Source organism: Exiguobacterium acetylicum (assembly GCF_019890935.1).
Lineage (GTDB): Bacteria > Bacillota > Bacilli > Exiguobacteriales > Exiguobacteriaceae > Exiguobacterium_A > Exiguobacterium_A abrahamii.
The window spans coordinates 2,053,439-2,074,858 of the sequence record NZ_CP082333.1 but is presented as its reverse complement, the minus strand read 5'-3'; the positions used below and the strand labels follow the sequence as shown (position 1 = coordinate 2,074,858).

Annotated in this window: 20 protein-coding genes and 1 riboswitch; of the genes, 17 read left to right on the top strand and 3 right to left on the bottom strand. The window is 48.6% G+C overall.

Features of this window, described 5'->3' with window-relative positions:
* The first annotated feature begins 38 nt into the window (after positions 1 to 38).
* Together K7G97_RS10890 and K7G97_RS10885 are read left to right on the top strand one after the other, a co-directional pair.
* Positions 39 to 941 (top strand): DUF4097 family beta strand repeat-containing protein, encoded by a 903-nt coding sequence (locus K7G97_RS10890; protein ID WP_195864748.1) that lies wholly within the window; start codon positions 39 to 41, stop codon positions 939 to 941.
* Positions 938 to 1,849, top strand: a complete 912-nt coding sequence (locus K7G97_RS10885) for an FUSC family protein (protein ID WP_223040573.1) — start codon at positions 938 to 940, stop codon at positions 1,847 to 1,849. The genes K7G97_RS10890 and K7G97_RS10885 overlap by 4 nt, the downstream gene beginning before the upstream one ends.
* 63 nt (positions 1,850 to 1,912) lie before the next feature.
* On the opposite strand, the gene K7G97_RS10880 is transcribed toward K7G97_RS10885, so the two are convergent.
* Positions 1,913 to 3,604 (bottom strand): Rqc2 family fibronectin-binding protein, encoded by a 1,692-nt coding sequence (locus K7G97_RS10880; protein WP_223040572.1) that lies wholly within the window; start codon positions 3,602 to 3,604, stop codon positions 1,913 to 1,915.
* A 168-nt stretch (positions 3,605 to 3,772) separates the two neighbouring features.
* Between K7G97_RS10880 and gmk the strand changes: the two genes are divergently transcribed.
* The 12 genes from gmk to K7G97_RS10820 all read left to right on the top strand — a co-directional run bounded on the left by gmk (position 3,773) and on the right by K7G97_RS10820 (position 16,521).
* The gene (gene gmk / locus K7G97_RS10875) at positions 3,773 to 4,390 is read left to right on the top strand and encodes a guanylate kinase (RefSeq protein WP_174316772.1); all 618 of its coding nucleotides are present in this window, start codon (positions 3,773 to 3,775) and stop codon (positions 4,388 to 4,390) included.
* A 1-nt stretch (position 4,391) separates the two neighbouring features.
* Positions 4,392 to 4,595 (top strand): DNA-directed RNA polymerase subunit omega, encoded by a 204-nt coding sequence (gene rpoZ / locus K7G97_RS10870; protein ID WP_029342114.1) that lies wholly within the window; start codon positions 4,392 to 4,394, stop codon positions 4,593 to 4,595.
* 56 nt (positions 4,596 to 4,651) lie between these two features.
* Positions 4,652 to 5,842, top strand: a complete 1,191-nt coding sequence (gene coaBC / locus K7G97_RS10865) for a bifunctional phosphopantothenoylcysteine decarboxylase/phosphopantothenate--cysteine ligase CoaBC (RefSeq protein WP_223040571.1) — start codon at positions 4,652 to 4,654, stop codon at positions 5,840 to 5,842.
* Complete coding sequence (gene priA, locus K7G97_RS10860; RefSeq protein ID WP_223040570.1) at positions 5,839 to 8,163, top strand: primosomal protein N'; 2,325 nt, start codon at positions 5,839 to 5,841, stop codon at positions 8,161 to 8,163. Before coaBC ends, priA begins: the two co-directional genes overlap by 4 nt.
* A 9-nt stretch (positions 8,164 to 8,172) precedes the next feature.
* On the top strand, positions 8,173 to 9,555 hold the full coding sequence (fmt, locus tag K7G97_RS10855; protein WP_064299633.1) for a methionyl-tRNA formyltransferase: 1,383 nt from the start codon (positions 8,173 to 8,175) through the stop codon (positions 9,553 to 9,555).
* On the top strand, positions 9,552 to 10,883 hold the full coding sequence (rsmB, locus tag K7G97_RS10850) for a 16S rRNA (cytosine(967)-C(5))-methyltransferase RsmB (RefSeq protein ID WP_223040569.1): 1,332 nt from the start codon (positions 9,552 to 9,554) through the stop codon (positions 10,881 to 10,883). The genes fmt and rsmB overlap by 4 nt, the downstream gene beginning before the upstream one ends.
* An 18-nt stretch (positions 10,884 to 10,901) precedes the next feature.
* Positions 10,902 to 11,636: a Stp1/IreP family PP2C-type Ser/Thr phosphatase gene (locus tag K7G97_RS10845; RefSeq protein WP_223040568.1), complete on the top strand. Its 735-nt coding sequence runs from the start codon at positions 10,902 to 10,904 to the stop codon at positions 11,634 to 11,636.
* Between the two features lie 2 nt (positions 11,637 to 11,638).
* Complete coding sequence (pknB, locus tag K7G97_RS10840; protein WP_223040567.1) at positions 11,639 to 13,573, top strand: Stk1 family PASTA domain-containing Ser/Thr kinase; 1,935 nt, start codon at positions 11,639 to 11,641, stop codon at positions 13,571 to 13,573.
* A 25-nt stretch (positions 13,574 to 13,598) separates the two neighbouring features.
* The gene (gene rsgA / locus K7G97_RS10835; RefSeq protein ID WP_195864756.1) at positions 13,599 to 14,504 is read left to right on the top strand and encodes a ribosome small subunit-dependent GTPase A; all 906 of its coding nucleotides are present in this window, start codon (positions 13,599 to 13,601) and stop codon (positions 14,502 to 14,504) included.
* 2 nt (positions 14,505 to 14,506) lie between these two features.
* A complete protein-coding gene (gene rpe, locus K7G97_RS10830) occupies positions 14,507 to 15,163 on the top strand; it encodes a ribulose-phosphate 3-epimerase (RefSeq protein ID WP_029342106.1) in 657 nt (218 codons plus the stop codon).
* A gap of 22 nt (positions 15,164 to 15,185) precedes the next feature.
* A riboswitch (TPP riboswitch) is annotated at positions 15,186 to 15,295 on the top strand.
* A 61-nt stretch (positions 15,296 to 15,356) separates the two neighbouring features.
* Complete coding sequence (thiT, locus tag K7G97_RS10825; RefSeq protein ID WP_195864757.1) at positions 15,357 to 15,917, top strand: energy-coupled thiamine transporter ThiT; 561 nt, start codon at positions 15,357 to 15,359, stop codon at positions 15,915 to 15,917.
* Between the two features lies 1 nt (position 15,918).
* Positions 15,919 to 16,521, top strand: coding sequence for a thiamine diphosphokinase (locus K7G97_RS10820; protein WP_223040566.1), 603 nt, complete (start codon positions 15,919 to 15,921; stop codon positions 16,519 to 16,521).
* Positions 16,522 to 16,575: 54 nt separating this feature from the next.
* Here the strand turns inward: K7G97_RS10820 and K7G97_RS10815 are convergent, their stop codons facing one another.
* Together K7G97_RS10815 and rpmB are read right to left on the bottom strand one after the other, a co-directional pair.
* Positions 16,576 to 17,979 carry an amino acid permease gene (locus tag K7G97_RS10815; RefSeq protein ID WP_223040565.1) on the bottom strand — a complete coding sequence of 468 codons (1,404 nt, stop codon included), beginning with the start codon at positions 17,977 to 17,979 and terminating at the stop codon, positions 16,576 to 16,578.
* A gap of 140 nt (positions 17,980 to 18,119) precedes the next feature.
* Positions 18,120 to 18,308: a 50S ribosomal protein L28 gene (gene rpmB / locus K7G97_RS10810; RefSeq protein WP_023468758.1), complete on the bottom strand. Its 189-nt coding sequence runs from the start codon at positions 18,306 to 18,308 to the stop codon at positions 18,120 to 18,122.
* A gap of 283 nt (positions 18,309 to 18,591) precedes the next feature.
* On the opposite strand from rpmB, the gene K7G97_RS10805 reads away from it, so the two are divergent.
* From K7G97_RS10805 to sdaAB, 3 genes are all read left to right on the top strand, one after another.
* The gene (locus K7G97_RS10805; RefSeq protein ID WP_023468757.1) at positions 18,592 to 18,954 is read left to right on the top strand and encodes an Asp23/Gls24 family envelope stress response protein; all 363 of its coding nucleotides are present in this window, start codon (positions 18,592 to 18,594) and stop codon (positions 18,952 to 18,954) included.
* A gap of 25 nt (positions 18,955 to 18,979) precedes the next feature.
* Entirely contained in the window at positions 18,980 to 20,653 is a 1,674-nt protein-coding gene (locus K7G97_RS10800; protein WP_396133834.1) for a DAK2 domain-containing protein, read from the top strand.
* A gap of 100 nt (positions 20,654 to 20,753) precedes the next feature.
* Complete coding sequence (gene sdaAB / locus K7G97_RS10795) at positions 20,754 to 21,416, top strand: L-serine ammonia-lyase, iron-sulfur-dependent subunit beta (RefSeq protein WP_023468755.1); 663 nt, start codon at positions 20,754 to 20,756, stop codon at positions 21,414 to 21,416.
* Positions 21,417 to 21,420 lie beyond the last annotated feature (4 nt).

Sequence of the window (21,420 nt, the reverse complement as noted above, 5' to 3'; positions counted from 1 at the left end):
ATTCGGAATAATGGTAGACATGAGATGGAGGGGCTGACATGGAAGAGCATAATAGTAGGAGTGTGCGGAAACGAAAACAATCGTCGTTCACACGCTTAAAAAATAAACAAAAACAAAAGATGGATGCACGGTTGAACCGGATTGGAGAAAAAGGACCAGTGAAGCGACCGCTTTATTTATACGGTGGTGTCATTCTCGGACTTGTCGTCATCTATTCGATCACATTGCTCGTCTCAACGGAATTGTTATCGCGCGGCGAGTCATTCAAAACGACGAATCGCTATAAATCTCTCGCCATCGAGGCACCGCACGCAACGGTACAATTCGTTCGAAGCACAGACGGAAACGTCCAAATCAAACTCGTCGATAGTGCGTCGAGTGGGAAACGACTGAAAATCAGTACATCGACGAATACGGTGACGGTGACAGGACGAGATGGTTGGCTGTCTCGACTTGGCAATCGTCCGAGCGAAAAAACAGCAGATTACACGATTCAAGTGGGACTACCAAGTTATATGAACCGTGTCGATGTCGATGCTGGAACACTTAAAGGAATGGGCATCTACGCAAAAACGATCGAGATGGACGGAGAAGCGATGAGTCTCGATAAAGTAAAAGGTGATGAGATTACACTGAATGCAACACGTGCGATTTCTGTCAAGGAAATGGACGCCGTCCATGCGCAGGTGACAGGCGAGAGTGTCTCGCTGGCAGACTATATGGCGAAGTTGAGTCTTGACGTTACGACGATTGACGGCGCGACGAAGCTAAAACCAAATAAATCAGCCGGTACGATTACGATCGACACGGGAGGCGATATTAAAGCCTCTGACCGATATACGAAACAAAAGAATAAGGATGAGACGATTTATGAACTGTCGAAACAAGAAAAACCGGAAGTGACAGTCAATAGTGAAGTCGGGCAGGTGACGCTCGAGTGAAATTAAAGTTTCGGATTGGACTTCGAACGATTAAGACCGGCATCGCGGTAGCTTTTGCACTCAGCATCTCTTGGTATGTCTTTGGTATTTATTCAGGAATGGGGGCTGTCGCAGCCATCGTTGCGATGCAACCGACGATTCATCGTTCATTTAAAATCGTCTTTAATCGGATTTTCGGAACGGTACTCGGACTGATGTGTGGACTCGCTATCGTTGCGACACTTGGCGCCAATCCACTGACGATCGGACTCGCCGTCGTTGTCTCACTCGTCCTCAATTCGATGATTGGACGAACGGATATGTCGACGTTCGCTGCTTTTGCGATCGTCTTGATGTTCGAGAGCCCGACCGCCGACTACGTCCACTATGCCTTATCACGGTCGTTGTTGACTGTCGTCGGTGTGTTATCTGCCGTCCTTGTCAATTACATCGTTTTCCCGCCACATTATGAAGACCGCTTACTGTTACTCGTCAAAAAAACGACGCAACAGTTGATGGAAGATTGGCGAAGCCTTGTGCAAGATGATGGACGCTTGCTGACTGTTCGTAAACAAATCCTCAAACATGAGGAAATGATGTTGATGCTCCAAGAAGATCAAAAATATCCACTAGTGGCGAGCGGTCAAAGTGAAGCGTTCATTCGACTGAAGGAGCTTGTCGATCTTGAAGACAAGTTGCTCGTCTTGCTTGAAAGCATTGCTAGTCACCGGGATATCCCGATGACAGAAGAACAAGAAAAGACGCTCGGTCAGGAAATTGATTTCTTACTCAGCCATCATTACGATGTCATCTTCTCCCACGAACGAAAACAAGCGATGTTCTCATTCGATCAAGAATTAAGCGAGGCGAAGGATATCATCCATGGGCATTTGCTCGATTACCGGGAACAGTTAGAAAAAATGAAGTGAAGAGGAAAAAACGCTGTTTCTCCTAAGTGACATTTAGGAAAAACAGCGCTTTTTTGTGTAGCGTCATTGACGCAAGGACTGGACGACATCTGGATCAGGTGTGACGTAGAGAGTCGTTTGATCCGTGTAGATGACGAATCCGGGCTTTGCACCACTCGGTTTTTTGACATAACGTAGTTCCGTGAAGTCGACCGGGACTTGGCTTGATTCACGTGCTTTCGAGAAATAAGCCGCGACGATCGCTGCTTCCTTCAACGTCGCCTCGTCCGGTGCATCACTTTGAATGATGACGTGTGATCCCGGAATATCCTTCGTGTGTAACCACGTATCGGACCGGCGTCCGAACTTGAACGTCGCGTAATCATTTTGTTTATTGTTCTTTCCGACGAAGAATGGAAGACCAGTCGAAGAACGGTATTCTTCGAGTTGTGGAAGCTGCGGTTTCTTTTTCTTCTTTTGTCGTTCGCGCAGATAACCTTCTTCGACGAGTTCCTCGCGCATTTCCCGGATGTCTTCAGGGGACGCGACGTCGAGTTGGGCCAGCAAACCTTCAAAATATGCGATCTCAGCCTGGTTCTTCTCAAGCTGACGCGCGACTTCGACTTTGGCAGTCTTTAATTTGTTGTACCGTTTGTAGTAGCGTTGCGCGTTCTCATTCGGTGAAAAGCGGGGATCGAGTGAAATCGTGATTTCAGCGCCGTCTGGATCATAGTAATCGACGACTGTCGCTTCCTTCATCCCGCGTTCGAGCTGATACAGATAGGTCGTCAGTAATTCCCCTTTATGTTTCCACTCATCCATCCGTAACGTCGCTTCTAAATCTTTTTCGAGTTTCGAGCGTTTTAGAATATTTTTATCATATTCACTCTTGATGAACCGTTCGAGATCAGCTGCTTGTTGTTTGACGCGGTCGCGGTTCGCCTTTTGATGGAAGAACGCATCGAGAACTTGACCACTCGTCGTAAACGTCTTCTCATCGATGATGGATCCTTCCGTCAAGCGGATAGGGGCGAAACGTTCCTTCCCGCCATCCATCCGTTGCAGCACATAAGGACCATCGAGTTCCTTCAGGACTTCTTGAAAGGCAGACGCAAGAGTCGTCCGGTTGGCTAGACCTGCCCGCGAGACGATCTCTTTTGCGATTTGCGGGGACAGACCACTGAAGAGACCGAGTAACTGGCGATCGAGCTTACCAGCGTTCCAGTCAATCCGGTGAAGCGCCTTTTCGATATCTCCCGTAAGCGGATCGACTTTATCCTGTGCCGGCGGAAGCTGGTATGTCATCCCTGGCATGATCGTCCGGAAGGTATTTTGACTGAGTGGTAAGTGTTTGATCGCATCGAGGATCTTATCTTGTCCATCAGTCAAAATGATGTTCGAGTGACGTCCCATCAATTCGATATAGATTTTTTTCGCTTCCTCATCGCCAAGTTCGTTCCGGGAGCGGACGCGCAAGACGATGATCCGGTCGCGTTCGAGTTGTTCGATTGACTCGATGAACCCGCCTTCGACATGTTTGCGGAGCATCATGCAGAAGAGTGGGGGTTCACTCGGGTTGCTGACCGCTTCCGACGTAATGTGCATTCGTGCATACATGGCATTCGCAGAGGCGAGCAATAATACGTTTTTTCGCTCGGCCCGGACCTGGAATACTAAATCCAATGTATACGGTTGGTATACCTTATTGATCCGTCCTCCGACGAGCGGTTGGAGTTCTTCGACGACGCGTGTCGTCATCAATCCGTCAAAAGCCATACGATTACCTTCTTTCTTGATTTCGTTCTCACTTTCTAAAGGTAACAGAAATGGCATCGTTATGGTATGATAAAGCAGTCGAGCTAAAAAAGATGACTTGCGAACTTCCCGTCTCTACTGCTAATATGAAACAATGTGAAGTTTGTGAGATGGAGGGGTTTTGAAGTGATTTTCAAAGAGCGTGGCTTATTACTCGTATTATCAGGTCCAAGTGGTGTCGGAAAGGGAACGGTCTGTCGTGCTTTGCGCGAAGATCAGGATAACGATCTGCATTACTCGGTATCCTGTACGACGCGCCAACCGCGTGAAGGAGAAGTAGATGGTGTCCACTATTTCTTTAAATCGCGTGAAGAATTTGAAGAGATGATTGCGAACAATCAACTCTTGGAATATGCTGAATTCGTAGGGAATTATTATGGAACGCCTGTCGAATGGGTGAACCAGATCCTAGATGAAGGAAAAGACGTCATTCTCGAAATCGAAGTTCAAGGGGCCATGCAGGTCAAAGAACATTTTCCGGAAGCTGTCTTCTTATTCCTTGCACCTCCAAGCCTCCAAGAATTGCGGAACCGCCTCGTAGGGCGTGGAACGGAATCGGAGGAAGTCATCAAGCAACGTCTTCTCGTCGCTAAGGAAGAGATTGAGATGATGGATGCGTATGACTATGTCGTGACGAACGACGAAATTCATAAAGCCTGTGATCGAATTCAAGCAATCGTCACAGCGGAACATTGCAGTCGGGAACGTGTCGCGTCCCTATATAAAAAAGCCATGGAGGTTAAGTGATATGTTATATCCATCAGTTGATAAGCTTCAAAAGAAAGTACCATCGAAATATACGATCGTTACAGTTGCCGCTAAGCGTGCACGTCAAATCCAAGACGGGAAACGCGTGAAAGTCACGAACCCAAAATCGCATAAACCGGTCGGGAAAGCTTTAGAAGAGCTTTATTTCGAAGAAGTATCCGTCACGAACCAACCGCAAGACTAATTTTGAAGCAGCCACTTGTCATCGTGGCTGTTTTTTTCAATAAGGAGGACACCTACATGTTAACCAACCGAAACATTCTACTGTGTGTCGGCGGTGGAATCGCTTCCTATAAATCAGCAGCACTCGCTTCAAAACTCGTTCAAGCAGGCGCGCACGTCCAAGTCGCGATGACGCGTAATGCGCAACAATTCGTTGGTAAGACGACGTTTGAAGCACTGACGCGAAAAGCGGTCTATGATGACGTCTTCATCGAGCATGATCCGTCAAAAATCGCCCATATCGATTTAGCGGACGAAGCGGACTTGATCATCGTCGCACCAGCGACCGCGAACTTGATTGCAAAACTCGCACACGGGATTGCAGATGACTTCATTACGACGACAATTCTCGCAGCGACATGTCCCGTCATCGTCGCACCGGCGATGAATGTCAACATGCTCGAACATCCTGCGACTGTCCGCAATATTGAACAACTCAAGCAGGATGGTGTCCAGGTGATTGCACCGGGAGTCGGAAATCTCGCATGTGGTTGGGTCGGAAAAGGTCGTTTACCGGAACCAGAAGATTTGGTCGCAACACTCTCAACGTTCTTTGAAGAAAAATATCTAGCCGGACGAAAAGTCTTGATCAGTGCAGGACCCACAGTAGAACGGATTGATCCGGTTCGTTATTTGACAAATGATTCTTCCGGGAAAACTGGAATTGCGCTCGCAGAGGCGGCACGAGATGCAGGAGCCGATGTCACACTCGTCCATGGTCCCCTTCGGATCGAATTACCGACCGGGATAGCGACGATTGCCGTCGAGTCGGGAGAAGAAATGCTTGAAGCCATGTTACGTGACTATGAGACGCAAGATATCGTCATCATGTCCGCTGCTGTAGCTGACTATCGACCGTCTGTCCAATACGAGCAAAAGCAAAAGAAAATTCATGGACCATTACGGATTGAACTCGAGGAGACGACGGATATCCTGAAGACACTCGGTGAGCAGAAACAACATCAGCTATTAGTTGGATTTGCAGCGGAGACGACGGACGTCGAGACGTTCGCGAAACAGAAACTCGCCCGAAAGAAAGCGGATTTCATCGTCGCGAATGATGTTTCACGTTCTGATATTGGATTCGTCAGCGACGAAAACGAGGTCGTCGTCTTCGGGAAGAATGATTCTGTCACGCGATACGATCAACAATTGAAATCGACGCTCGCTAAAGCGCTCATGCGCCAATTTGCGGAGGCATTGGCATGATAGCCGAAGTCATCGTCGATGTCGCAGCAGCAACCGTCGATCGTCCGTTTGATTATGCCGTGCCGGAACTTTGGCAGGAGCTGATCGTTCCCGGGATGCGCGTCGAGGTACCATTTGGTCCACGTGCGTTGCTTGGCATCGTCGTCGGAACGAAAGCCACCTCTGATCTGACGAACGTCAAATCAATCGTTCGTGTCTTAGATGAGACTCCGACCTATACACAGGAATTACTTGAGTTATCAGCGTATCTGTCAGAAACGACATTGTGTTTTCAGGCGACGGCGTTGCTTGCGATGCTGCCGGCTGCCTTGAAGGTGAGTTATGATAAACTGGTCATAGTCGAGTCGGGCCCACTTCGGGCATATCATGGTAAGAAAATGAGTCAATTACCAACGGAAATCCAACAAATCATCTTAACAGCGGCGAAACACGCTGACGTGACGCTTCAACCGGTCATTCGCGAGAAAAAGACGTCTAAGACGGATAAACGGATTCGTCTCCTCGAGGAGCAAGCAACCTTTACGAAACAAGCGAGCCAACAAGCGGCACTGTATGCGTATATCCAAGAATTTCCGAATGCGTTGTGGAGTGAAATCAAGCAGGCGACAGGCGCAACGAGCGCGACGTTGAATGCCCTCGAGAAAAAGGGCATCATTGAAGTCGAGACGATTGATGTACGGCGAAATCCTTACGAGCATCTCGTCCAAGACATTTTTGTGCCGTCCTCTTTGACGGAAAAGCAACAGGAAGCTGTCTCGGCGATTACGGCTGAAGCGGAGACCGGAACGTTTTTGTTACATGGCGTAACAGGAAGCGGTAAGACGGAAGTCTATCTTGAATCGATTCATGCACAACTCGAACGCGGTAGACAAGCGATCTTGCTCGTCCCTGAAATCAGTCTGACACCGATGATGGTCAAACGGTTCAAACGTCGTTTCGGAGAACGGGTCGCTGTCTTGCATAGCGGTCTATCGCTCGGAGAAAAGTATGATGAGTGGCGCAAAATCGCACAAGGTGAAGTCGATGTCGTCGTCGGTGCACGATCCGCTGTTTTTGCACCGCTGACGAATATCGGAATCATCATTCTCGATGAAGAACATGAAACAACCTATAAACAAGAAGAAAATCCGCGCTATCATACGCGTGATGTCGCAAAATGGCGTGCAGCCTATCATCGGTGTCCCGTCGTGCTCGGAAGTGCGACGCCGTTACTCGAGACATATGCACGAGCACAAAAAGGGGTCTATCGTTACTTACCGCTTCGCGAACGATTCGGTGGAGAACTGCCTCCGGTCGACATCGTTGATATGCGTAAGGAACTTGAACGGGGCAATCGGACGCCGTTCAGCCTCGCGCTCGTCGAAGGCATCAAAGAACGAATCGAGCGTGGGGAACAGACGGTATTACTTTTAAACCGTCGTGGGTACACGACATTCGTCTTATGTCGGGATTGCGGGGAAACGTTACAATGTCCGCATTGTGCCGTCAATTTAACGTATCATCAACATGAAGATCGCTTAAAGTGCCACTATTGTGGATTTGAGGCAGCGATGCCGAAAACTTGTCCGTCCTGTGAATCGACGAAGATCCGTCAGTTCGGAACGGGGACACAAAAGATCGAGGAAGAGTTGGCGCATTTGATTCCGGAAGCGCGCATTATCCGGATGGATCAGGATACGACGTCTCGTAAAGGCGCACACGAGAAGTTACTCGATGCCTTCGAGCGTAAGGAAGGAAACATTCTTCTCGGGACACAGATGATCGCAAAAGGTCTCGACTTTCCAAATGTCACGCTCGTAGGGGTGCTCGCTGCCGATGCGACGCTTGGTATTCCGGATTTTCGGGCAAGTGAGCGAACATTCCAGTTGATCACGCAAGTGTCGGGTCGTGCCGGGCGGGGGCAACTCGCCGGACAGTCGATCATCCAGACCTATAATCCGGAACACTACGTCATTCAGACGGCGAAACAGCATGATTTCGAAACGTTCTATAAGCGGGAGATGCAGTTGCGCAAACTCGGGGGACACCCTCCATTTTGGTTCCTTGGTCTGATCACGGTCTCGGCGACACATCCACTCGAAGCACAAGCCGAAGCGCAACAGATCGCTTCCGAGCTGCGGGCTTTCGAATCGGAGGACTTAGTCGTCAATGGACCGTTCGATGCGCCACTTGCTCGACTGAAGAATATGTACCGACAACAGGTCTTAATTAAACATAAAGGACAGGAAGATGTCCGGACACATCTCCGTGATATCTTAGCTCGTCGTCAAAAATCAAAAACACAAGTCGCGATCGACTTGAATCCATTTGTATTCATGTGAGGTGTCTGTATGTATAAAGTAGTAGAAGTACCAAATGATGTATTACGACAGGTATGTGAACCTGTCACGAAGTTCGATAAAAAACTCGGTAAGATGATCGACCGGATGTTCGATACGATGTACGAATATGATGGTGTCGGCTTAGCGGCACCGCAAATCAATCAACCGATTCGTGTTGCCGTCGTCCATACGGATGATGAGACAGGACCGATCGAGCTGATCAATCCGGAAATCATCGAAGCCGATGGTTCACAGATCGATGACGAAGGATGCCTCAGCATGCCAGGCATTTTCGGACCGGTCGAACGGTTCGACCGCATCGTCGTCAAGTCGCAGGATCGACTCGGACGGACGGTCAAAATCAAGGCAAACGGCTTTTTTGCACGTGCCATCCAGCATGAGATGGATCATTTAGACGGTGTCCTGTTTACGGATAAACTCGTCGAGCAAGAAAAACCGCGCGTCGTCTTCATGGGGACACCTGAGTTTGCGGCAGGAACACTGCGTGAAGTGATCGATGCTGGGTATGACGTCGTCGGTGTCGTCTCGCAACCAGATAAGCCGGTCGGACGAAAACGGGAAGTCAAACCGACACCAGTGAAACTCGTCGCGATGGAACACGATATTCCTGTGTTGCAACCGAAACGGATTCGTGAAGACTATCAGGACGTCCTTGATTTAAAACCAGATCTCATTATCACGGCAGCTTACGGTCAGATTGTACCGACAGCGATTTTGGAAGCACCACGTTTTGGAGCGATCAACGTCCATGCGTCACTCCTACCGAAATATCGTGGCGGTGCACCGATTCATCAAGCAATCATCGATGGAGAAAAAGAGACAGGCGTGACGATCATGTATATGGTCGATCGACTTGACGCGGGTGATATGTTGTCAAAAATCATCGTTCCGATCGAAGAGACCGATACAGTCGGAACGATGTTTGAAAAATTAGCGGACGCAGGAGCGCGTCTGTTGCTTGAGACGTTACCTCGTCTGTTCGCAGGTGAATTGACACCGGAAGCGCAAGATGAGGCAGAAGCGACGTTTGCGCCGAACATCTCACGCGAGCGGGAACGGCTTGATTTTACGTTACCGGGTGAGACACTCTATGATCAAATCCGAGGAATGAATCCTTTCCCGAGCACGTACACGATGCTCGGTGATGACCGATTGAAAGTCTTTTTCGCGACGAAAGTCAAAGGAACGGGACGACCAGGCGAAATCATCGCTTTAGAAGCGGATGGTCCCGTCATCGCGACAGGTTCGGAGACAGCGTTGAAGCTGATCGACTTACAGCCGTCCGGAAAAAAACGGATGGATGGTGCCACGTTCATGCGCGGGATTGGTCAATCGCTTGAACTCGGACAACAAGTAGGTGAGAACGCATGAATGTACGTGACGCAGCAGTAACGACACTGATGAAAATTGGTCAAGGTGGTGCCTTCTCGACAATCACCGTCCACCAAATGCTTGAAAAGCGTGCTATCTCAGCAACAGATGTCGGCTTGTTCACGGAACTCGTCTACGGGACGCTCAGTCGTGAATTGACACTGGATTATATTTTGGAGCCGTATCTAGCGAAACAGAAAAAACTTGATCCGTTCATGCGTCCGTTGTTACGGATGAGTGTGTATCAATTGTTTTATCTTGATCGTGTACCGGATCATGCCGTCATCCATGAAGCTGTCGAGATTGCCAAAAAACGTGGAAAAGTCCACGTCTCGAAAGTCGTCAACGGAGTGCTCCGGAATGTATTACGGGCGGGAATGCCCCATTTTGCTGAGATTGAGCCTGTTGCAAAACGAATCAGCATCGAAACGAGTCATCCGCAGTGGCTCGTCGAACGCTGGATTGAACTGTTTGGTCCGGAAGAAACGCTTCAAATCTGTCAATTGAATAACACACCTGCACCGGTCACGGTTCGCATCAATCGGACGAAGACGACGCGAGAGGAAGCGATCGAGCTTCTACTCGACCAAGGTGTGACGGCAAAACCATCTACGGTCGCGCCAGATGGTCTCGAAATCGAACGAGGAAGCGTTCAAAAAACGGATCTGATTGACCGTGGGTATCTTTCTCTGCAGGATGAGAGCTCAATGCTCGTCGCCCGTGCACTTGGTGCAGAAGCATCTGATCATGTTCTCGACAGCTGTGCCGCACCTGGTGGGAAAGCGATGCACATTGCTGAAGGTTTGACGACGGGAACACTACAGGCACTTGATCTTCATCCACATAAGATTAAATTGATTGAACAGCAAGCGACACGATTAGGTCTTACGACTGTTCAAGCAGAAGCGTTAGATGCTCGTAAAGCAGGAGACCGCTTTGAAGTAGAATCGTTTGATCGGATTCTTGTCGACGCACCTTGTTCAGGACTCGGTGTCATTCGGAGAAAACCAGATATCAAATGGACGAAACGCCCGGAACAACTCGGGCAACTCCCGAAAATTCAACGAGATATTCTGACATCTGTCTTACCACTCGTTAAAAAGGGTGGAACCTTTGTCTATTCGACTTGTACGATTGATCCGACCGAGAACGAGGACCAGACAGCATTCATTCTCGATCAAGGATTTGAATTTGATACATCCTTCGCGGCACGGATGCCGGAATCGGTCAGACATTTGATCGGGGATCGAGCAGAACTCAAGTTGTTACCGACGACAGTCGGAACGGACGGCTTCTATATTGCCGCGTTTAAAAAACGAGAAGATTGACACGAACGGAGGACTGTCATGGAGTTAGCTCACCTTTCGACTACTGGGAAAGTCAGAACTAAAAATGAGGATACGGTATTACTCGTTGGGAACGCTGAACGTGGTCTTGCCGTCGTTGCGGACGGTATGGGAGGTCATGCTGCTGGCGATATCGCAAGTGCGATCGTTCGCGAGGTATTCGAAGCATCCTTTTCACTCATGCCAAATCGTCCGATGGAATTGTCTGAATGGATAGAACAACGTGTAGCCGAGGCAAATGTCCGGATTCTTCAGTTTTCAAAAGAAGAGCAACTTGCAATCGTCGGTACGACCATTGCCTGCGTATGCTGGGTTGAGGATTTGCTCGTCATCGGTCATGTTGGAGATAGTAGGGTCTATGCCCTTGAAGGAACGGCGTTAAAACAATTGACGGATGATCATTCTTACGTCAACATGTTACGACAAATGGGGGAACTTTCGGATGAGGAAGTCGAAAATCATCCACGTAAGAATGTCATCACACGATCGGTCGGCTCGAACGAAACGGTCGAAGTCGACATTCAAGTCAGAGATGCTCCAGACTATGATCTCGTCCTCGTCTGTAGTGACGGGTTGACCGATGAAGTGCCAGATGATGTCATCGAACAGATCATCTTACAAGATGAGCCGCTTGATGAGATCGTCGGACGATTGGTGAAAGAAGCGAATGCTCGAGGAGGCGCGGATAATATTACGATTGCCGCCATCCGGTTCAAAGAAAGAAAGAGGGTCTGAATATGCGATACGGAGATCGATTAAATGACCGCTACCGCATAGAACGGCTAGTTGGAAGTGGCGGGATGGCGAATGTCTATCAAGCCTATGATGAGATTTTAAAGCGTCATGTTGCCATTAAGATTTTACGAACGGAATTTTCGCATGACGAACAGTTCATTCGTCGATTCGAACGTGAAGCGCATGCTGCTACCAGCTTGAATCATCCAAACATCGTTGCCGTCTATGATGTAGGCGAAGAAGATGCCATCTATTACATCGTCATGGAGTATATCGATGGTATGACATTAAAGACATTTTGTGAAAATCAAGCATTACCTGTGCCGCAGGCCGTCGATATCATCGCTCAAATTTGTGATGCGATCGATCATGCCCATGCACACCGAATCATCCATCGCGATATCAAACCGCAAAACATGTTGATTCGAGAGGATGGTACCGTCAAAGTAACGGATTTCGGAATCGCTGTGGCGATGTCGAATGCGACGCTGACGCATACGATGTCCGTCCTTGGGTCTGTCCATTACTTTTCACCGGAACAAGCAAAAGGTAAATTTGCGGATGAGAAGTCGGATATCTATTCACTTGGTGCTGTCTTATACGAACTTGTGACAGGACAAGTCCCGTTCGAAGGTGATTCACCAGTTGCGATTGCTTTGAAGCATCTGCAAGATACACCGCGTCGTCCATCCGTCTTGAATCCGAAAGTGCCACAAGCGCTTGAGAACTGTATCATGCAGGCGCTCGCAAAAGCACCGCATGACCGCCAACAGTCCGTCGCAGCCTTTAAGGCAGATATGGTGACGGCGTTGTCTGACGAACGAGCAAGTGAAGGCATCCGAGGTGCAGAAGAGGATGAGATGGAAAAGACGATGGTCTTATCGCCTGTCCAAGTGCCAGAAGAATCAAAAGCGGAACCAGAATCACCCGCTGTCACGACCGTTCAACCGAAAACACCGGAAAAGAAAAAGAAAAAACGCTGGTGGATCGTTCTCTTATTGCTCATATTGCTAGGTGGTGCAGCTACGACGTTTGCGATGTGGCCAGATCCAACGGTCACCGTACCATCTGTCGTCAAGACGGATGGAGACGAAGCGGAAACGAAGCTTGAGAAACTTGGATTCGTTGTCGAGACGACAGAACGAAATAGCGATACAGTCGATGAGGGAGACGTCATCAGTCAGACACCGCGTGAAAACGCACAGGTCAAGAAGGGCTCGACAGTCAACTTGGTCGTCTCTACCGGAAGTGCTCCGGTCGAAGTACCGGATGTGACAGATGACGCTGAAAAAGAGGCGATTGCGACGTTAAAAGAGGCTGGATTCGCTAAAGTCGAGGTCGAACGTGAAAAGTCGGATGAAATCGAGCGAGGTAATGTGATCCGGCAATCGATCTCTGCTGGGACGGAAGTGATCGCAAAAGAACAGACGATTACGATCACTGTCTCAGAAGGAACGTCGTCCTTTGAATTGAAAGACTTGACGAACTTATCGAGTGATGAAGCGAAAGCGTATCTCGATGAAATGGGTCTCGACGGTACGTTTGAACAAGAATTCTCAAGTGATGTCAAGCTCGATCAAGTCATCCGTCAATTCCCGCAAGCAGGAGCACAAGTCGAACCGAACGACTCCGTGACGGTCTTCATCTCAAAAGGTGAGGAAGAAAAAACGTTGACAGCGACGTTCCCTGAAAAGGTCGTCTATGATGCGGTCAGCGAGAACGAGGACGAGGAACCACCGAAACAAGTCATCCGGATTGAGACGGAAGATGCGAAAGGGAAGCGGACCGTCATCGAGGAATCAATTGATCAAGATGAGACATTCGACGTGCCGGTGACGATTGATCCGGGAGAAGAAGGCAAGATTACGATTTATAAAGACGATACGGTGTATCGTTCAAAAACCATCACGTACAATCAAGCAAAAGACGCACAGTGAATGTGATGAAAAAGGAGTGCATAGGATGACGGAACAACGCATCGAAGAGAATCGAGAAGGAACGATCATACGCCTGCAGGGTGGCTTTTATGATGTCATGACACCAGAAGGAGAGGTCCGTTCACGGGCAAGAGGGAATTTCCGAAAACGCGGCATCAGTCCAGTCGTCGGAGACGAGGTCGTTCTTCATATCGAAAGTGAGACAGGATATATTCTCGAAGTGAAGGAGCGGGACAACTTTTTAGTACGCCCGCCTGTCGCGAATATCGACCAGGCATTGCTCGTCGTTTCGGCGGCAGAACCTGATTTTTCAGCGCACTTGCTCGACCGATTTCTCGTTTTGATCGAAGCGAAGGAAATTCAACCCGTCATCCTGTTGACGAAAATGGACTTGCTGGACGATGTTAAAGGACCGGCTGTCCGAGAGGCAATTGCCGCTTACCGGAAGATTGGCTATACGGTCATCGAGACATCAAGTGAGACGTTGTCGGGTGTTGAGCAAGTCCGTCCGTTGCTTGCTGGAAAAACGAGCGTTCTCGCGGGACAATCCGGTGTCGGGAAAAGTTCATTGCTCAATGCACTGGAGCCCTCGCTTGATTTAGAAACAAGTGCCATCTCGAAATCACTCGGACGCGGACGCCATACGACGCGTCACGTCACATTGATGCCGCTTGCCGAAGGATTGATTGCCGATACACCGGGTTTCTCGAACCTTGATTTTCCGTATGAAATGGAAATCGAGGATGTACGATGGAGTTTTCCTGAATTCGTGGCTGTACAAGATGAGTGCAAATACCGAGGTTGCTTGCATTTAAATGAACCCGGTTGTGCCGTCAAGGAAGCCGTCGAAGCCCAAGAAATCATGTCCTCTCGTTATGAGAACTATGGTATGTTTATAGACGAAATCAAGAATCGAGCCCGGAGGTATTAAAGATGATTAAAATTGCACCATCTATCTTATCAGCAGATTTTGCGAATCTCGAACGTGATGTCAAAGCAGTCGAAGCGGCAGGCGCGGACTATATCCATTTTGATGTCATGGATGGTCAGTTCGTACCGAACATCTCGTTTGGACTACCTGTGCTTAGCAGTTTACGTCAAAAGACGGATATGATTCTCGATGTCCATTTGATGATCGACCAGCCAGAACGTTTCGTTGAAGATTTCGTCAAGGCAGGGGCAGACATCGTGACGTTCCACGTCGAAGCGACGAATCATGTCCATCGTGTCTTACAACAAATCAAAGCAGCGGGCGCAAAGGCAGGAGTCGTCTTGAATCCGCACACGCCATTATCAACGATTGAACACGTCCTTGAGGATGTCGACATGGTCTTATTGATGACGGTCAATCCGGGCTTCGGTGGACAAGCCTTCATCGAGCGTGTCATGCCGAAACTCGCAGCACTCGCGCAAATGAAAGCAGATCGTGGTCTGACATTTGAAATCGAGATTGACGGTGGTGTCAATCCGGAAACGGCAAAACTTTGCATCGATAACGGTGCGAACGTTCTCGTCGCAGGATCAGCAATCTATAATGCACCAGATTATGCGGAAGCGATCACTAGCATTCGTCAAGGGGCTGCCGTATAATAAGAACGAGAAAACGAAATATGATGACCGCAAGGGGTGTCGCTTGAAAAGCGGCTGAGAGGAGTCTTTTAGACTTTAACCCTTCGAACCTGTTCCGTTCAAACGGACGTAGGGATGTGGCGCACGCAGGCAGTACGGCGTTCGTCGTACTGCCTTTTTGTGTCCTCTCGTACAATGAAGGAGGAAAAACAGCATGAAACGGTTACAAATGATGATGGAAATTGCCATCTTCGCCAGTCTCGGAGTCGTCTTTGATTTACTGATTCCATTCAAAATGCCACAAGGTGGTTCGATTAGCTTAGCGATGCTACCGATCTTCGTCATGGCATTTCGCCACGGTGTCGTCGGAGGGGTCGTCACGGGAGCGCTTGTCGGTACGATTCAATTGATGTTCGCTCCACAAGTCTTGACGATCGTTCAACCGATGCTTGACTATACGATTGCGTATGGTGTCGTCGGATTAAGTGGTCTGTTCGCGCGTCAAGTCAGACTAGCCGCGCGCAATGGACAAAAGAAAAGCTTGATGGCGTTCGTTCTCCTTGCGACGTTATTAGGCGCAGGACTCCGTTATATCTGTCATGTCATCAGTGGCATCGTCTTTTTTGCCAAGTATGCAAAAGGTCCAGTCGTGGAATACTCTTTCGTCTATAACGCAACGTATATGGTTCCCTCGTACATCTTATGTGGAATCGTAGCAGGAATTCTATTTACGACTGCGCCACGCTTACTCCGTTATTCGGCACGAGGCGTCTGAGATGCGGGCGATTCTCGTTTGTGCCGGTCCGCGAGAAGAAGTGCCGGATTTACGGATGTTTTGTCAGCCGGGTGATTTCATCGTCGGTGTCGATGGTGGTGTTCAGACGATTGAATCGTATGGGCTGACATGCGACCTGACGATCGGTGATTTTGATTCGCTTGGTTATGTACCAGAAGGGGCAATCGTTCATCCGGCTGAGAAAGATGAAACGGATCTCGAACTGGCACTTCGTACAGTCTCAGAGAAGAAACAGTTTGAGGATACCTTCATCATCGGGGCGACAGGTGGGCGGCTCGACATGACCGTCCAAAATGTATATCTATTGAAGCGATATCCAGAGGCACGACTCGTGACGAAACGAGAAGAGGTACGATACTTGGCTGAGGGAACGTATGCAGTCGAAGCAGGGAGCTATCATTATCTTTCGTTCATTCCACTCGTACCGTCGACTTTAAGCTTATCCGGAGTCAAATATCCACTTGATGCACATCCCGTACCCGTCGGAGGTTCCTTGACCGTCAGTAATGAATGGTGTGCGTCAGAAGCGAAGGTGGAGCTCCATCAAGGAGAACTATTGATGATGCGGACGCTTAAGGAATAGCACAATCATAGGAAAGAGGCCGTGGATGACTCCGCGGCCTCTTTTTGTCTGAAATTATTCTTCGAGTTGAGAAGGGGCGACACGGATGTCGCTTTGAGCGGATAGATGTTTTCCTTTGACGAAGAGATGATAACTTCCCCACATGACAAGGAAGAAAGGAACACCGATGTATAGCGCGATTCGTTGATCCGCTTGAAACGCAAGACTGACGAGGACGACGACGTTAAGTGTCAACGATATCAGTGGTAACACCGGATAGAGTGGTGTTTTGAATTTTAATTCGGATACATCGTGTCCGTTTCGGACGAACTGACGACGAAATGCGAGCTGAGAAGCAGAGATGGAAATCCAGCCGACTTGAGCGCCAAGTCCGGCTAAGGACAAAAGCCAAATGAAGACGGTATCTTCTGCGAAAAATGCGGTCAGAAGCGATAACATCGCGAACATCATCGTAAAGAGCAACGCCCGCATCGGCACACCACGTGCATTGACGTAAGATAATTTCTTTGAAATCATCCCTTCTTGCGCCATCGCCCATAACATCCGGGTCGCCGCATATAGTCCGGAGTTTCCGACGGACAACAACGCCGTCAAGACGACGATGTTCATCAAATCAGCAGCGTACGGGATGCCAATCGCATCAAAGACCATGATGAATGGGCTGCTGACTCCACCAGCCGTCTCATACGGAATTAATGCACCAACGATCGTAATCGATAAGACGAAGAAGATGAACGTACGCCAGACCGTATTGCGAATCGCTTTTGGAATCGATTTTTCTGGCGTGTCGGACTCCCCAGCCGCGACACCGATCAATTCCGTTCCTTGGAAGGCGAAGTTGACGGCAATCATTGTCGTCAAGACACCGAGAATCCCGTTTGGAAACCAACCGCTTGCCGTAAAGTTCGCGAACAACGATGTTGGGCGATCTGCTTCCATCGGTAACCAGCCGAACCAGGCAGCGCCACCTAAAATGATGAAGAACAGGATCGCGAGGACCTTCAAACTCGAGAACCAGAATTCAGCTTCACCGAATGCTTTGGCGGAGACGGCATTCAGACCGAACAGCAAGACCGTAAAGACGGTACACCAGACGACAACGGGTACATTCGGAAACCAGCGGTCCATTAAACTGCCGGCAGCTGTGATTTCGAGTGCCACCGTCACGGCCCAGCCGAGCCAATAAATCCAACCGACGGCAAAGCCGATTCCTGGTCCGATGAAGCGGGTCGTATAGGTCTGAAATGACCCCGAGACCGGCAGATAGACCGCTAATTCCCCTAGACATAACATTGTCAGATACATGATGGTCCCACCCACGATGTAACTGAGGACCGCCCCGAGAGGTCCTGCTTGTGAAATCGTTAATCCTGACCCTAAAAATAAGCCTGTTCCGATGATTCCGCCGAGTGAAATCATGAACAGATGTCGACTCGTCATCTCTCGTTTGAGTTGCATGATGACTTCCCCCAATTCTGACAAAATAAAGTACGTTCCTATTGTAAGCGTTTTCAATAAAAGCGACAATTAGTTTATGAGAAAAATAAATGAGGGCATAAAAAAACCGGAAGGGAAGATTCCCATCCGGTGGTTGCGCCTTATACGCGTTCGACTTTACCTGATTTAAGAGCTCGAGCTGAAACCCAAACCTTTTTCGGCTTACCGTCGACGAGGATACGTACTTTTTGTACGTTGACTCCCCAAGTACGTTTTGTTTTGTTCAATGCGTGTGAACGGTTGTTACCCGACTTTGGCGATTTCCCAGTAACGTAGCATTTACGTGCCATGCGTTCCGCCTCCTTTTATGTTGTTTTGCGTTCGTCCTAATAGACACTTTGCTATCTTAGCATGGTGTCAGGGCGGTTGCAACATAAAAAAAGTAGCTGACAAGAAAAAAACTTGACAGACAACCTCGAAATTTAAAATAATGGATGAGGATGATGGTAAAAGTTCATTTGACCGCTACTATTTTTCACTTATTCATTGTATAGTCAGTACGGCGACTTTTCAATAGTAGGTCCTTATAGTAGAATTATGAGAAGAATACAATATTCAAAGGGGGCTACTCAGGTGGCGATCGAGATGAAAACGACCTATGGAAAGATTGATGTAGATAATGATGTCGTCGCGCAACTTGCGGGCGGCGCAGCAATGGAATGTTTTGGTGTCGTTGGTATGGCATCCCAGTCTCAAATCAAGGATGGTCTTGCTGAACTCTTAAAACGTGAGAACTTTGCACGCGGTGTCATCGTTCGACAGGCTTCAGAGCAGGTCCATATCGATATGCATATCATCGTAAGCTATGGAACGAAAATCTCAGAGGTGGCGAACAACGTACAGAGTCGCGTGAAATACACGCTCAGTCAGGCACTAGGTCTTGACGTGACATCTGTGAACATCTTTGTCCAAGGAGTCCGCTTGACGAATGTCTAAGGCGGGAATAGAGGAGGAAACTTTAGTGAGTGTAGATCGTTTAACAGGAGCGCAGTTAGTCAAGATGATTCAAAATGGCGCGGCGAATCTCTATCAAAATGCAGATTTCGTCGATTCATTGAACGTCTTCCCTGTGCCAGATGGTGATACGGGAACGAACATGAATTTGACGATGACTTCAGGAGCAAAAGAAGCAGGTAAATCAACTTCGGATTCTGTATCGGAAGTCGCGAACGTCTTCGCACGTGGATTATTGATGGGAGCGCGCGGAAACTCTGGCGTCATCTTAAGTCAATTGTTCCGTGGATTCTCGAAATCAATCGAAGGCAAAACAACGATTGATACGAAGGAATTCGCAGATGCGTTACAAAAAGGTGTCGATACAGCATACAAAGCAGTCATGAAACCGGTTGAAGGAACAATCTTGACGGTTGCCCGTGAAACAGCGGTCGCTGCTATCGCACAATCTGAGACGACGACGGATTTCTTAGAGTTGATGCGTCAACTCGTCGAAGCTTCGAAAGTATCGCTCGACGGAACACCAGAACTTCTTCCGGTATTAAAAGAAGTCGGCGTCGTTGACTCTGGTGGTCAAGGTCTCGTTTGTATCTATGAAGGATTCCTCGCAACACTCGAAGGAAAAGAACTCGACAAACCGCATGCGCCTGTCATGGAAGCACTCGTCGAAGCAGAGCATCATAAAACGGCTCAAAGCTTCATGTCGACAGAAGAAATCCATTACGGTTACTGTACGGAAATCATGGTTCGTTTCCAAGATGACAAGCTTGCGAATGCACCATTTAGCGAAGAAGACTTCCGTAACGAATTAGCGGAATTCGGTGACTCGTTGCTTGTCGTCGCGGATGAAGAACTGTTGAAAGTTCACGTCCACGTTGAAACACCAGGAGAAGTCATCACAAAAGGACAACGTTTCGGTGAACTCGTCGCTGTTAAGATTGAAAACATGCGTCAACAACACTCGACGATCCTTGAAGAAGAAGGTGCGAACCAAGTCACTCCAGTTGCTGCACCGAAGGCAAAAGCGAAAGCAGCCCTCGTGACAGTCGCAATGGGTGAAGGAATCAGCGAACTCTTTAAATCACTCGGTGTCAGTGTCGTTATCGAAGGCGGACAAACGATGAACCCGTCGACGGAAGATATCGTTAAGGCGATTGAGGATGCACATGCTGAACACGTTTACGTCTATCCAAACAACTCGAATATCATCATGGCCGCTGAACAAGCAGCATCTGTTGCGAATTGTGGTGTGACGGTCGTGAAATCAAAAACAGTTCCACAAGGTTTAGCAGCAACAATCGTCTATAATCCAGAAGCGACTGTCGAAGAGAACGAAGCGCATATGGCAGATGCGATTGCAGCCGTTAAGTCGGGACAAGTCACATATGCCGTACGTGATACGAACATCGATGGTGTAGAAATCAAGAAGGACGACCATATGGCGATTGCTGAAAAACAAATCGTCGCTACGGACGCTTCAAGTCTTGGTGCCGTCAAGAAACTCGTCGATACACTCGTCACGGAGGACGACGAAATCATCACGGTTCTTTACGGTGAAGGCGTTTCGGCAGAAGAAGTCGACGACCTCGTCGCGTACATCGAATCGGTTAATCCCGATGCTGAAGTGGAAGTCCACGACGGCAAACAACCACTTTATTCGTACATTTTAAGCGTCGAATAAAACCATCATACTGAAAAAGGGCGACTAGCCTTTTCACGAATCCCACCATCTGCGATAATAGAGGTGGGATTTCGTTTGTTTCATAGAGAGGGGAAAAGAAATGAAATATCGTAGCGTCTTTGACATCATCGGACCAGTCATGGTTGGTCCATCGAGCTCGCATACAGCAGGGGCTGCACGGATTGGATTGATGGCGGGTAAATTATTCGGGGAAACACCTACTGTCATCCACATCACGTTTTACGGTTCATTCGCGGATACGTATCGTGGACATGGAACGGACGTCGCCATCATCGGCGGTGTTCTCGGATACGATACGTTTGACGACCGAATTCCGCAATCGATCGATATCGCGAAGTCAAAAGGGATCGAGATTCATTTCGAGACGAGCGAAGCATTGACGGATCATCCGAATACGGCTCGTGTCCATTTGACGAATGGAGTAGAAGAGTTTGAATTGGTTGGTATTTCAATTGGTGGGGGAACGATTGAAATCACGGAATTAAATGGTGTACCGCTTCGCTTGTCCGGTGGGGGACCGGCACTCGTCGTCTTGCACCATGACCGCTTTGGTGCGATTGCAGCCGTGACGAGCATTTTGGCTGATTACGAAATCAACATCGGGCACATGGAAGTGTCACGGCATGAAAAAGGAAAACAAGCACTCATGGCAATTGAGATTGATGACCGGATAACGGCAGAAGTGTTGGAAGAAATCGATCGGTTACCTCAAGTCGAGCGTGCCGTCATGATGGGAGAGTGAAGAC